The organism is Stenotrophomonas sp. CFBP8994, from assembly GCF_034044835.1.
In the GTDB taxonomy this organism is placed as follows: Bacteria; Pseudomonadota; Gammaproteobacteria; order Xanthomonadales; family Xanthomonadaceae; genus Stenotrophomonas; species Stenotrophomonas rhizophila_A.
In genome coordinates, this window is the sequence record NZ_JAXCWT010000001.1 from 642310 (window position 1) to 655465 (window position 13156).

General features: G+C 64.6%; 14 protein-coding genes. All 14 read right to left on the reverse strand.

All coding sequences use genetic code 11. From position 1 onward, the window contains the following. Positions 1–22 precede the first annotated feature (22 nt). Positions 23–310: a hypothetical protein gene (locus SOM39_RS03060; protein WP_320457436.1), complete on the reverse strand. Its 288-nt coding sequence runs from the start codon at positions 308–310 to the stop codon at positions 23–25. Next, positions 310–996 (reverse strand): hypothetical protein, encoded by a 687-nt coding sequence (locus SOM39_RS03065; protein ID WP_320457437.1) that lies wholly within the window; start codon positions 994–996, stop codon positions 310–312. The genes SOM39_RS03060 and SOM39_RS03065 overlap by 1 nt, the downstream gene beginning before the upstream one ends. Then, the gene (locus SOM39_RS03070; RefSeq protein WP_320457438.1) at positions 980–1534 is read right to left on the reverse strand and encodes a hypothetical protein; all 555 of its coding nucleotides are present in this window, start codon (positions 1532–1534) and stop codon (positions 980–982) included. Before SOM39_RS03070 ends, SOM39_RS03065 begins: the two co-directional genes overlap by 17 nt. Further along, positions 1524–2369: a type III secretion system inner membrane ring lipoprotein SctJ gene (sctJ, locus tag SOM39_RS03075; RefSeq protein ID WP_320457439.1), complete on the reverse strand. Its 846-nt coding sequence runs from the start codon at positions 2367–2369 to the stop codon at positions 1524–1526. Before sctJ ends, SOM39_RS03070 begins: the two co-directional genes overlap by 11 nt. Further along, positions 2366–2647: a type III secretion system inner rod subunit SctI gene (gene sctI, locus SOM39_RS03080; RefSeq protein WP_320457440.1), complete on the reverse strand. Its 282-nt coding sequence runs from the start codon at positions 2645–2647 to the stop codon at positions 2366–2368. Before sctI ends, sctJ begins: the two co-directional genes overlap by 4 nt. A 77-nt stretch (positions 2648–2724) precedes the next feature. Beyond that, positions 2725–3051: an EscF/YscF/HrpA family type III secretion system needle major subunit gene (locus SOM39_RS03085; RefSeq protein WP_320457441.1), complete on the reverse strand. Its 327-nt coding sequence runs from the start codon at positions 3049–3051 to the stop codon at positions 2725–2727. 22 nt (positions 3052–3073) lie between these two features. Further along, a complete protein-coding gene (locus SOM39_RS03090; protein WP_320457442.1) occupies positions 3074–4234 on the reverse strand; it encodes a PrgH/EprH family type III secretion apparatus protein in 1161 nt (386 codons plus the stop codon). A 217-nt stretch (positions 4235–4451) separates the two neighbouring features. Then, on the reverse strand, positions 4452–5030 hold the full coding sequence (locus SOM39_RS03095) for a lytic transglycosylase domain-containing protein (RefSeq protein ID WP_320457443.1): 579 nt from the start codon (positions 5028–5030) through the stop codon (positions 4452–4454). Positions 5031–5047: 17 nt separating this feature from the next. Next, positions 5048–5296, reverse strand: a complete 249-nt coding sequence (locus SOM39_RS03100) for an acyl carrier protein (protein WP_093533437.1) — start codon at positions 5294–5296, stop codon at positions 5048–5050. Then, on the reverse strand, positions 5293–8133 hold the full coding sequence (locus tag SOM39_RS03105) for a hypothetical protein (RefSeq protein ID WP_320457444.1): 2841 nt from the start codon (positions 8131–8133) through the stop codon (positions 5293–5295). The genes SOM39_RS03100 and SOM39_RS03105 overlap by 4 nt, the downstream gene beginning before the upstream one ends. Positions 8134–8347: 214 nt before the next feature. Continuing rightward, positions 8348–9421, reverse strand: coding sequence for an IpaD/SipD/SspD family type III secretion system needle tip protein (locus SOM39_RS03110; RefSeq protein WP_320457445.1), 1074 nt, complete (start codon positions 9419–9421; stop codon positions 8348–8350). 7 nt (positions 9422–9428) lie between these two features. Beyond that, complete coding sequence (locus SOM39_RS03115) at positions 9429–10703, reverse strand: hypothetical protein (RefSeq protein WP_320457446.1); 1275 nt, start codon at positions 10701–10703, stop codon at positions 9429–9431. Positions 10704–10740: 37 nt separating this feature from the next. Continuing rightward, on the reverse strand, positions 10741–12555 hold the full coding sequence (sctE, locus tag SOM39_RS03120) for a type III secretion system translocon subunit SctE (RefSeq protein WP_320457447.1): 1815 nt from the start codon (positions 12553–12555) through the stop codon (positions 10741–10743). Further along, positions 12552–13085: a SycD/LcrH family type III secretion system chaperone gene (locus tag SOM39_RS03125; protein WP_093533441.1), complete on the reverse strand. Its 534-nt coding sequence runs from the start codon at positions 13083–13085 to the stop codon at positions 12552–12554. Before SOM39_RS03125 ends, sctE begins: the two co-directional genes overlap by 4 nt. Positions 13086–13156: the final 71 nt, after the last annotated feature.

Here is a 13156-nt window from a genome sequence, read left to right on the forward strand (position 1 = left end):
CACTTGCGGCCCGCACTGCAGATCACACGTCGTCGGGCTTGGCGCCGAGCATGTCCTCATCGCCGAAGATCATCAGCCGCATGAACTCGTCGCGGAAGAACTTCGCGGCCATTTCCCGGGTCACCTCCGCCATGTCCGGCGCGATCGGCTTGATGTCGTGACCGGGCTCCGGCGGGTTGATGCCAGGCTCGGGTGGGTTGATGGACGGATCGTCCACCGCGGCCTGCATGCGCTGCATCAGCGTCTGCTTCTGGCCCTCCACCGTAGCGGTGTTGGGGGGCGCCATCGCCCCCAGTTTTTCAAGCATCATCAATCTACTCCAATCGGGGTCAGGGGTAAGGGCAACCGCTTGAGGCGGGCGTCGATCCCGCTCACATAGGCACCGGCACGCTGGCGCGCGGCCGCTTCCAGTGCACTGGCATCCACGCTGGCTTCCACGGCGGCGGCCATGGCGCCTACCGGGTCCAGTTCAAACAACAACGGACCAGCTTTGAGCATCGGCAACGCCGACCGGGACGCTACTACCTGCACACGCGGAGCGTCGGCCTTCGTCGCCAGCTGCGCCAGCACGGTTTCGCCCAGTGCAGGCATCTGCCCAGGCACGTACAGCACCAGACCCGCCTCGGCCGTACCCAGCAGCTGCTCGCAGCGACGTACCACCAAGGCCGCGTCCACGCCTTCAGCGGCAAGACTTGCGGAGATCACTTCACGCACCTGGCCGAGTACCGCTTGACGCGTGGCTTGTACATCGCCCAACGCGGCCGCCAGCAATGGCACCGCCTCGGAAATGGCGTCGGCGTAACCCTGGCCGAATCCATCAACGCGCGCCTGTGCGATGGCGGCGTCCACCTGCTCGGGCAACGCCCCCAACACAGCCGAGGCGCGGCGCCGCGCGGCGGATTCGAGCTGGTCGGCCCGTGCCGCCTGGCCCAGCGCGCTGGGCGCGATCACCCCGCCCTGCGCATGCGCCAGCACGTGCTCAGGAAAGCTTTTCAACATAGGTCACCGCCGTCCAGAAAAGGTCCAGGTCGATACGTTCGCGTGGCAGCGGGCGTAGGGTGTCGCCCGACATCGGCGCAAATGGAAGGGAGAGCCGCGCGGAGAGCCAGGCGGGCAGCAGCGGTGCCAACGGCTGCAGCTCGACGCCGCCCCAGACCAGCAGCACCCTGGAGAGATCCGCCGGTACGGGCGCCTGCACGCAGCCCCCCGGTTGCCTCGCATGATCGGCCCGCATGAACGCCTGCACCGTGGCCGGCAATGCCGTATAGCCACGCTGCGACGCCAGCCAGTCACGCAGCCGCGCGGCCGCCATGAGCGTGGCCACCTCCGGCAGCCTGGGCCACAGGCCCATCAACCGCCGCGTCAGCACATCCGCGGGAGCCGCCAGCGTTGCCGGCATGGGCAGGCGACGCTGGCGGATCAACGTGGTGTTGAGCCAGCGCTGCTGATCCAGGGAGGCGTCGGCGTACACCGCCCGCCACGGCCGGTAGTACGCAGCCGGGGCATAAGCGATGTGCATGGCATCATGCGCCACGCCAGCGCCTCCAGCCGGTTGCGCCAGGGCCAGTGCCGGTGCCGCGCGCGCTGACCCGCTGCCATGCCGTGCGCAGGCGGTTGCCTACCGCCGGCACCAGACGCACCAGCACCCACCCGCCCAGCAGCAACATCAGGGCCAGGCCACCGCAGAGCAGCACCCAGGCCAGCGGCAGGCTGCGTTCGTTGCCGGCCGTCACGGCGAGCGTCCGCGGCCCCTCGACCTCGGTGAGGATGACCGAGACGTTGTCGTACTCCACGCCATCAAAGGTGTTGCGCAGGAACCGCTTCACGGTCTGCAACAGCACTTCCGCATCGACACCTGGCTCATGCGCCACTACGGCCGCCACGTGCATGCGCCGGCGCTCAGCTCGTCGACCTTCGGTACCCAGGTTGGCATCGTAGTTCAGGTGCACGCGACTGGACTGCACGCCATCGATCAGCTGCAATGACTCTTCCAGCCGCTGTTCCACCGCCGAAATCAGCCGCGCACGCTCACCGAGCGGCGTACTGACAAGAGAATCGGCCGGGAAAGCCGCCGACACCTGGCTGCGCGGCGCCGATGGCAGGTCGTTGCGTTGCATCAGCTCAATGGCTTCGGGCAGATCGCGCGGACCCACCTGGACCTGATAGCCGCCCTTGCCCAGGTTGAGCTTTTCGGCGTCGATGTTATGGCGGAGCAGTACGGCAATCACTTCATTGGCCTGGCGCTCGTCCAGGTTTTCCAGCAGTGGCTTGCGCGCGCAGCCAACCAGCACCACCAGCGCAAGCAGGGGCAGCACCACACGCCACCGGCTCAGGCGGCGCACGGCCACCGCAAAAGGCGGCATGTTCATGACTTGAGCAGCGTCTCCACCGTCTTGTTGGCGTGGTTGGCCAAGCCGGCGGCGACGATCATGCGCTTGGTGTAATCGACCAGGTTGAGCTGCAGCTCGTGCAGCGCAGCCGGGCTCGATGCGGTGGCGGGATTGTTGCTGGCGGCCTGGATCGAGGCCAGATCATTGCCGGCGCTGACGTAGCCGTTGGCCAACGCCTGGCTCATGCGATCCGAGAGCGGTACGGCGGCGCCTTCAGCGCCGCCCACCACGTCGATCTCGGTAGCGATCTGTGTCACTTGCACGGGTGCTTCTCCTGCGGAACATCCGCATAGGGTCCTGGTACCGGCAGCACCGCTGCCGGCACAGGAGGTCATCAACCCAGGTTGCGGGCGTTCTGCTTCTGCATGTCCGACAGGCTCTTGGCCGAGTTCGACTGCAGGGTGCGGTAGGTGGTGTAGGCCGACAGGGCGGTCTGATAGTCGGCAAGGTGCGCCGGATTGGTCGGGTCACCCTCGTCGCCGCCAGGAATGCCGTCGCCGGCAATCTTCTTGAACGCATCGTCCAGCGCCTTCTTCAGGGTCGTTACCCCCGCGTCAAATCGGTCGCTGTGGTCGCCCAACCAGCCCCACTGCGGGCCCTGGACATCGCCATCGAAATCGTCGCCCGGAACGGGCGTGGTACCAACGGGTGTTGTAGTCATTACAGTTACTCCGGAAGAAAGGTCAACGGCTACCTGCCGTAGAAAAATCCCAGCGACCTTCGCCCACCGAGAGCAGCTGGTCCTGGGAATACTGGTAGGAACGCCCCTTGAGCAGGTCGTCCCACAAACGGATGCTGATGCGCACGCGGCGCTCGCCCCACTGCTGCACGAAGTCGTCGCGGTACTGCGCCATGGCGTGCAGCGATGCGTCATCGAGGAACACGTCGTTGGAAATGCTGGCCCGGCCGGCATGGTTGCCGGTGCGGGTGGTAATCCCACGCGCGCGCAGCTCGTCACGTGCGATGGCCACCAGCTGGCCATCGCCTACCAGGCGCACATCGATGCTGGCCGCGTACGGCATCTGCGGTACGAGCAGGGCCTGCACCTGGCGCTGGCGCTCGGCGTCGTTCAAGCCCAGTGCGGTGATCACCACTTCCGGGCGCTGCGGGGTGCGCAGGCGGATCACCGCGTACGGCACGCTGGCGCTGTCCAGCACGGCACCGATGCGCGCGGCCTCCACGTGGCGCTCGCGGTACTGGTCCTGCAGGCGACCGGCACGTTGGCTGGCACGCTGGCCCCAGGCCACGGCCTCGGCACTGTCGCCAAATGCATACAGGCGCCCGTCGGCGTCATGGACCACGGTGTAGTTGTAGGGGGATTTCGCCAGTACCGCTTCCAGCGTGCGGACCTGCGTGGCCGGCCGCTGGCGGTCGTACAGCCACCAGCCGCCGGCGCCCACCACCATCACCAGGGCGGCGACGGCAATCCAGCGGCGGGCGCCGGCACCGCGCGTGGGGCGCATTACCGGGGTGTAGGGGGTGCCTTCGTCGACCAGCACCGGCAGGCGGTGGTCCAACACGGCCGCCGACCACGTATCGGTGTCGGCACGCACGGCGAGCGCAAGGCCGGCCACGTGCACCACCGAATTCAGGGGCAGGTCCTGCGGGCTCCAGACGTCGACCCCTTCTGCGCGCACTTCCAGCGTGATGCTGTCTTCGCCCAGGTGGAAGCGGAACGAGGCCGGCGCCAGATCGCCGGGGATGTAGAACACGTTGTCCGCATTGGCGAGGGTGGCGCCCAGCTGGCCCTGCTGCAGGGTGCGGGCCGGGCCAACGTGGAAGACGGTGTCACCGGGAGAGAGGGTGAATTCCACGCCATCGAGCTGGCCGGAAAGCAGTTTCAACTTGTGCGCGGGGAGCATTGGAGTCCGGGGAATGCGGGATCGGAAGTGCCGGTGCACAAGGCATTGCGGCGACGACGCGCAGACTGACAGCTCGCCCTAACCCCCTCCATGAAACAAATTTCAATGTCCGCGCACTGCACTTTCTTGCAGTACCGCCTATCGCACACTGCAATCGCAATGCGTGGTACCCATCATCGCGCAGCGGTATCCCGTGCGCTCAGTTCAACCTGCCGTGGTACAGCGCGGTCACCTTGCGCACGTACTGCCGGGTTTCGTTGAAGGGGGGCACGCGGTTTCCATGGCGTTGCACCGCGCCCTCGCCTGCGTTGTACGCAGCAAGCATGAGGGTGAGGTCACCGCCGAAGCGGCGCTTCAGCCAGGCAAGGTAAGCGGTGCCTGCGCGCAGGTTCTGCAGAGGATCGAACAGGTCATTGGCGCCGAAGCGTTTGCCCGTGGCAGGAATGACCTGCATCAGGCCGAGCGCTCCTGCGTGGGATCGTGCTTGGGGGTCGTATGCGGACTCCACCGTCACGATGGCATGCAGCAGCCGTGCGTCCATGCCGTGCTCGGCGGCCACCTGGTCAATGAGCGGGCTCCAGCGCGATGCGGCCTTTGGAGGCGACGCCTGGCTTGGCGCACGTGGAACGGGCGCTGGTACGTAGGTCTGGTGCGGATCAAACGCCTTTGCCCCCGCAAGGGGGGCATCGGATACCTGTAGCTGGCCATTGCGATCCAGGGTGGCGAATACCTGGCTGGCAGTGGCCGGCGGGGCGGTGGCGGCCAGTGCCACCACCACCCCGACCGTCCAGCGGATCACGCCAGTGCGTCCGGGCCGGCGATCGCCTGATACAGGTCAGCCAGCGTGACAACCTCACGCATGGCCTCGGCATCCGGCAACGGGGCTCCGGCCTCCTCGATCTGGATCAGCAGCGCATGCATCTCCAGCGAATCAATGTCCAGGTCCTCCACCAGCCGCTGCTGCGAGCCGATCTCTTCCAGCGGCCGCCCGAGATGGGCGGCCGTCAGTTTGCGGAGGTCCTGCAGGCTCAACCCGGCGCTCATGATGCGATCTTCTGCAGCTTCTGCAGGTTCATCTGGTCGAGGTCACGCCTGACTGCCTCCCGGTTCTCGATGAACCTGGACTTGTCGTCTATTGAAATGCGATCCGCAACCCGATCAAGGGTCTGCGGATCCCAGTATGCGCTGTCAAGCGAGCCGAAGCCGGTCGGCGACCCATTGCCGGAATCAACGCCATCGGAAACGTGCCACTTTGTGTCGGCCGCGACGATGATGGATTCATCATCACGTTCCGCTTCCAACGCACCGTCGAAAGAGTCCTGGCGCGAGAGGGTGGCCCCGGGAATCCTGGAGCCCCTGATGGCCTCAAGCGTCAGCGGGTAGACTGTACTGCTGGCGTTGCTGAACACCGAATCCGAACGGCCGCGAAGCAAACTGTTGCGGAAGTTGTCGGACGGCAGGGTGACCGACCGGGCCAGCGCAGGAATGGCGGACACCCGTGCCGGGCGCGAGGTTTCGGCCAGCTGGCCATTCGGAATCAGTGGAACTTGGGGTGCCCGACCGGCACCTGCCGAATCCTGCAGCGACCGAAGTTCAGCGGCCCGACGACCTTCCGCGACTGAGCTGCGAACCAAGGCGGGTGCGAGCAGCTCTTCTTCGCGTCGCGACATGAACATCCGCGGTGCGGGCGGCTTGACCGCTTCTACCTGCGGCGAGCGAGCGTGAAGTGCTGCGCCCCCCTGCTGGCTCTGCTGCACCGAAGGAGCTGCCGCATTTCGCGGATCAGGCGAGATCAGACGGCTCTTTTTGAAGAAGGCATCAAACGCCTTCTGCAGCTCGGTATCCTCCTGCACAGGAACTGGGCGCACCTTTCCTTTCATGAACGGGACGAACGGCGTGCCGGCGTTTTCGCCGCGCTCCTTGACGTACTCCTTCACATCGCTGGGCATGATCTGCCGCATTGAACTGAAACCATTCACCGGGTCCCACGGTCGGTCCGCCTGGTACGTGCGTTCACTGGTCGGCGCGAACGGGTCAGGTTCCAGCGGCCCCACATCGATCTTCAACGAGCTCAGATAGTGCCTGTATTCCTGATACGGGCCGTCGGCTACGAACGGCGCGTGGGCGTTGCCCAAGCGGTTGCCATCATTGCGATCCTGCAGCCGGCGATTCTGCTCGTCCCTCTGGCCCTCCAGGCGCTGCTGGGTACTTCCCAGACGCTGCTGCCGCTGCAGTCGGCTGTTGGTATGATCGGTCTCATCCCGGCCCTGAAGCTGGTGGCCACGCTGCTGCTGAGCGTCGGGATGGGCGATATCGTCCAACCGGCCGTCTGGCGACAACTGGTTGCCCGATGCGTTGCGGATCTGGCGATCGGCCTGTTCGTTCTGATTACTCTGGTTACCCAGCGTGCGGGTGTCCTTCTGGTTACCCTGGCTGTCCACATTCCTGCGGAGATGCTGGGCGCCCTCGCCGTTCTGCGAGTTTCGAACGCTCCCGGTGCTTTGATCGAACTGGTTGCGCTTGTCCAACTGGTTGCGCTGCTTGGTCTCGGTTTCCTGATCCGCGCGCACCACACCATTGCCGTTGCCGGCGTTCACGCCACGCGGCGGCACCGGAGGTGCCGGCTCGTTCTTGGGGAGAAGATCGGATGTAGACGTCCCTTGATCGAGGACATCGGGCCGCGCCTGGGTACCTCGAGGCACCCGCGCCCCACCCGCTCCATTGGCGAAGGTCTCGTAGCGCTGCTGTGACTCGTTGAGCATCCGTTCCAGCTTGTCGATGTACTGATCCTGCTTATCAATGCGCTGGTCCTGATGGCGGACGATCTCGGTCAGCCGGCCCAACTCGTACGCATCCGCCCGTGAGCGATCGAACAGGTTGAACAGCTCCTGGAGGGGAAGCTGCGCCCGCTCAAGTGCCTTGCCGAACTCGCTGAAGTCGATATTGGTCGGCGAATGGTTGATGTTCGTGCAGCCGCCGTGGCCGTTTCTGTCGTGGATCACCCTCTGAAGGTCGCGCGGCAGGTCAGAGCGGTCGCGCGGCGGCTCGGGAGTACCGGCGCGACCCGGATCTCCCTCAACCACATATTCGGGTAGCTTCAGCAGGTCCAGAATTGAAACCATGAGATGCTCGACACCACCGGAGTCAACGTGCGCCTGCAGTATCTTCTCAAGGTCGTCGCACATTTTTTTCTGCAGAACCTGCATCACGTCGGCCCCGCCTTCGCCCTTGGCGAAGAGGTGCGGGTTCTCCTGGCGTTCCCTGATGCTGTCCATCAACGGACCCGGAAGGATCGCGGCCGCAACATCCTCCAGCAACCCCGCCATCGGTATGGTCCCGGCACATTCCAGCATGCGCTGCTTTGCCACGGCCATTGCGTCGGTAAGTTTCGCACTGCGGCTGTCGCCGTGGTAACCGCCATCCGGAACGGTCTTGCACCGGCCGGCCTTGATACCCATCGCGATGATCGAGTCTTCAAGGTTCCGCCTGCATCGAATCAATGCCGCGTCGTCCGGCGTTTCGGCAAGGCGCATCGACACACCGGCGTGCAGGGCGCCGGCTGCAGTCAGATGCATCTGCAGAAGGTTCCCGAAATGTTCGGTGGTTTTCCGGCCCAGCAACTCGAGCGTCCTGTCCATCGCAACCAGGTCGCGACCGGAAAGGCCAGCGCGCGCACGATCCATGATGCTGTAGCAGACACTGACGGCACGGCTGTGGGCATTTTGACGATGGACGCCCGTCACTCTGGACATCTGGCAGGGGGCAGGCAGGTCAGCATTGGCGACCCGGTCAAGAGGAATCTTCTTTACAGCGCGCGAAAGGTCGAAGCGGTCCGACCGCGCGGGAGCAATCTGCGTCGACTGCGCAACTTCTAATGGCATGCTTGTTCTCCTGGGAGTGCGCAATCAGGCATTGCGCACGCAACTCATGTGCTTCGGACATGTTGCCGATGCGCGGGCCGAAGGTCTTTACAACATTGGCGAACTTCACGGCCGCGTTCAGCCGCCGCCAACCAGATTGCCGGCGCTGGATACCAGCGCCGGCAATAGTTAGGGGAACGCAACGAAACAACGCCCGCAGAAAGACCGACTACTATCAGGTGTTGTGGACGTAAGCGTTGTTGGCTTCGGACATCTTCTCGATCGACGAGCTCAGGATTTTCACAATGTTGTCGTACTTCTGGGTCATCTCATTGAGCTTCTCGCCCAGAACTTTGCTGACGTGCTTGATCTGCTCCATGTTGCTGTCTTTCGCCGATATCCAGGAGTTGTATTTGGCGCTATCCCATTTCACCTTGCCGTCCGGCATGTCGCTAAGCAGCCCGCTGAGGGGGTCGAGATCCATCATCAGCTTGTAGGTTCCGTCGCTGCCTTCGACGATACCCATGCCCGGCAGTCCCAGAGACTTTCTGAATGCGTCAGCGGCTTCGTAACTGGAAAAGGATGCAAGTGCACCGGAGAGAGCGGCGTAGTCGGTGTAAAGCTTGTCAAGCGCCGCCTTGACATCGGTGAAATCGGAGGTCACATCACCCTTGTCGCCACTGGCCTCGAACTTGATCTGCTCCATGATGTCCGAGAACTTTTTATAGAACTCGAGGAAGTTCGAGAGCACGTCCTGGTACTTGCTCAGCCACTCGGTCTTCAACACCTCCAGCAGCGCACTGATCTGCGCGAAGAAGTCGGCATGCGAGTTCCAGATCAGGCCGCTCATATCCATGTCGGCCGGATTCTGCATCGGCGCCTTGAGGCCCGGCAGGCTCACATTGTCTTCATCCTCCACCACGATCTGCGGCATGAGGAAGGAGAAGATGCGCAACAGATCGGTCTGCTGTCGCGTTGACGTCTGCAGGGTGTGCTGCAGGGCACTGGCGAGCTCGGACTCCTTCTGCTTCCTGCGCTTCAGGTCTTCCATGGCCACCGAGTCAGCCAGGGCCTCCGCCGTTGCCGGCCCCAGTGTGCCAAGGCCATCGGATTCCAAGGCGCTGCTCAGCGCAATCTGTTGGGCGACGGTGCTCCTCGCGGTACGCGCGGCCTGTCCCAGCTGGAGAAGACGTGAACGGGTTTCCGGATCCAGCGCAGGCGCTTCGATGGTGCCCTGCTTGATGTCGCCCTGCGGGTTCTGCAAGGGATACATGGCCGCCCGTGCGGCGGTGCTCTTGATGATTTCCATAGATTTCTCAGGACTTTGAAATGATGTGGGCGGAAGTGGACGAGATGAGGTTGAGCAGGCTCTCGTAGAGCTGTGCTGCAGCGTCACGCATCTCGCGCGAACGGGCCGACTGGTCCTGCTGTTCATCCGCAATGCGCCGGAAGACATCGGCCACCTGCAGCAACAGCTGGCGCTCGGCCTCGGTCATCTCGGCTTCAATCTGTACGCCGGAGCCCACCGCGTTGCCGATACCGGGTCCCATCATGTTGAGCAACATGGCGTTGCCTGCGGGGATCTGGGACCTCGCGCCCACCTCCGGGTGATCCGCATGGAGCTCGTCTACGCCACCCGCCGCAGGTTGCTCGCGACCGATGTGCTTCATTCCCGGCGGCGCATCGGCGTCCGCCTGCACGGCAGCACTCGGTCGATCGCCGCCAGGACCAGCCTTCGCTGGCGTGCCGTCCACACCGCGGGAGGGGCGCATGTCGGCGGTTGGCGTCGTGTTGCCCTTGGCGACGCCACTTGACGACTTTACGGTGGCGTCGAGCTTGTTGCCGTCCATCACGTTCTTATCGGCAGAGCGAACCTGCATCGACGTGGACTTGAACGTCTGCTTCAGCGCCGCGGCGCCGATTGCACCGGTCATCACCGCCGCGCCGATGGCGCCTACCAGGCTTTCTTTAGCCTTTTCGACTCCCTTTTCTCCGGCAATGATGGTGATCTGTCGTTGTATCTCCACCATCTGCGCGCTGTTGTCGCGGTCCAGTTTTTCGAACCTGAGGAGCAACTGCCGCAACAGGGCCAGAAGGTTACTGAATGGGCTGCTCTTGATGAAGGCGCCTGCTTGCGCCGAGCGGTCTGCGACATCGGTATCCATCCCGGTCGCCGTAACCTGTGACATCACTGCCGCCGGCCCATTGACGTCAGCACGCGGCTGCGACTGGACGGCGACACCCTCGGTGACGCGGGTCTCGGCACCGGCCTCGTACTGGATCGGATCGCTGGCAGTAGCCAGTGCGGCCAGCAGGTTGGGGAGTGTGACGATGACTCCCGCCAGCACCAGCTTGGCAGCCTGGTCGTCCATCGCCGGCTCTCGCAGCTGCACCGTCGAGGCGCCGCCGCTCTTTCCGCGGGTGCGCTGCTCGTCGGTTGTTGCAGAGGTGACGGCCGCGACCAGTGCAGCCAGCGTGGCAAGACTCATCTCCTCCGGTGGGACTGCGCCGCTCGTCGGCTGCTTGAGCGCGGTGTTGAGCGGCATGAAGGTGGTGGGGTGACCCGACTTGTGGGCAATGTCAAGAGGCATGGAAGTCCTTGGATGTAGTGATGGAGGGTCAACGCGCTCAGGCGTGGGCGCTGCCGATGCGGGCGGTGACGAATCGCGCGGTGTCGTGCTGCGATTCCTGTACGTTGGTCATCTGCTGGAACAGATCCGCGACCAGGTTGTTGGTCTGCATGAAGTACTCCAGGATCTTCTGGATGAGATCGCGGAAGATCTTGCTGTCCGCCAGGCCGATCTCGAGATCCTTCAGCAGCTTGGCGGCATCGACGTACATTTCCGCGATGATGATCGAGCCCACGCCCTGGCTGGCCTGGTTGGCGAACTGCAGGGTATGGGAGGCCTTGATGGCCTGGCCGGAGCGCACCGCCAGGGTGTCGGCATTGCTGCCTGTGACCTTGGCCATCGTCTTGCTGAGGGATTTGGCCACGTCATCCACGGTGTGGCTGACCGAGCGCGCGGCGGCCTTGATCATCTGTGGCAGGGCCTTGCTGATCGCCTCCGAAACAGCGCGGGTCACGGCCTTGGCCAGCTGCTGCACGGCAACGGTGCCGGCCAGGCGCTTGGTCAGGACCACGGCGGCGATGATCATCGCGGCCACCGCAATGACGCCCAGCACGTCCTTGATCTTGTCCACGAACGCGGACGACACGCCGAGCGAGGTGAGTACGTCGCCGATGATATTGCCCACCTGCTTCACCAGCTCCATCACCAGCTTCATGATGGGTTCCATGATCTTGCCCATCACGTCCAGGCCCAGCTCTTCACCGATGGCCAAGGCCAGGCCGACGCCGGCCAGCACCATGCTGGCGCCACCGGTGAACGGGGCAGCCACCACGGCAACCACGGTGACCACCCAGCCGACGATCTTGCCGATGCAGCCCATCTTCTTCTGGGCGGCTTCGGCCTTGGCCAGCTCGTCCTGGTACTCCTGCGAGCGGCGCAGGTTCTCGGCTTCACGGAGCTTCAAGACCTCCTGCAGCAGGCGGGTGTCCTCTTCCAGCTTCTTGTCATTGGCCTTGCCGATGATTTCCTGAAGCACGGCCAGCAGCTCGCTGAGCATCGCCGCGTTGGTGCGGGCCTTCTCGTCGCCACGCGCACTGACGCTGCCGTTCGGGTCGAGGCTGTCGGCTGCGCTCTTGAAGGCTTCCAGATCGCCCAAGGCCTTGTCGAGCACGGCTACCGCCTCTGCCAGCGCCTTGGTCGCGTCGCCCACCCGGGCCTGCTGTTCGGCGGCCTTGCTCTTGGCGGCTTCCAGCTGGGCGCGGATGGCGTCCTGCTCTTCCGGCGGGGCATCGGCCAGCGCCTGTTCCAGACGGGCCACTTCGGCCTCGGCCTGCTTCAGGGCTTCCAGGGCTGCGGCCAGTTCGCCTTCGGCAGTGCCGACCTCGCCCATTGCCGAATCGACCAGCGCCTGCGCCAGACGGATGGCTTCGGACAGCTCCGCCGCCGAAGCGGCGCGCTGGGCCAGGCGCTGCTTCACCAGCTCCAGCTGCGAGGCAAGGCTGCGCCCGTTCTCTTCGGTGATCAGCTCACTCAGCTGCATCGCCAGCAGGGTCATGGCCGCTTCCGGGGTCATGGGCGTCTGCGGGGCGCTGCTGGCGCTGGCCTGCTGCATTGCTGCACGGACGATGCGCGGCATGTCGGCCTTGCGCAATGCCGGTGCGTTGGCATGGGGTGCTTCCGCTTCGGTCGAGGTGCCGTGGCGCTCGCCTGCGGCATCGGCCAGCAGTTTCTGGACCTGGCTGTCGATCTCCTGGATGCGTTGCAGTGGCACCGAGCCAAAGCCCGCAGCAGCTTTGGCGGCGCCCTCGGCGCGTGCCGCGGGCGGGAGAGTGAAAGCCAGCGGCGTGGCGCCGGCGGAAGCAATGGTAGTCATGCGGAATCGGTTTCCTCGGTGGTATCGGGAGGGGCGTCGCCATTGCTGGCCAGCGCCTGCAGGTAGACCTTGGCCCGCGCAAGCAGGGCCGGATCGGTGGAGCGCAGCTGCACGGTTTCGAAGCAGCCCTTGGCCATGGCGAGCTTGCCCATGGCCAGGTGGCACTGGCCGACATGCAGCATCGGCCGTTCGTCGCCCTTGAGCAGCGCGTAGGCCAGCGCGTACATGTCGATGGCCTTGGCGTATTCCTTCTTCATCTGCAGCACTGCGGCCAGGCCCAGTGCGTAATCGCCGTTGTAGAAGTCGTACAGGTACAGGAAGCGGAAGAATGTTTCGGCCTCGTCCAGACGGCCGTCGGTGTAGAAGCGGTGCGCATACGCGTACACGCTTTCCAGCAGGTCATCGCTGACCCCTTTCAGATCCTTGATGGCGGCGCCGGTCTGGGCACCTTCGAACAACAGCTGGGCAAGTTCATCGAGCTGGGCCTGGTCGGTGTCGGATCCAGCGGGGGCGTCGGGGGCAAAAGTCATGGTGGGTTACCGGGTTGGTGCCAACGGCGCTGCAGGACAAGCACAGTGTGGCGGGGGTGCGAAGGGGAGGC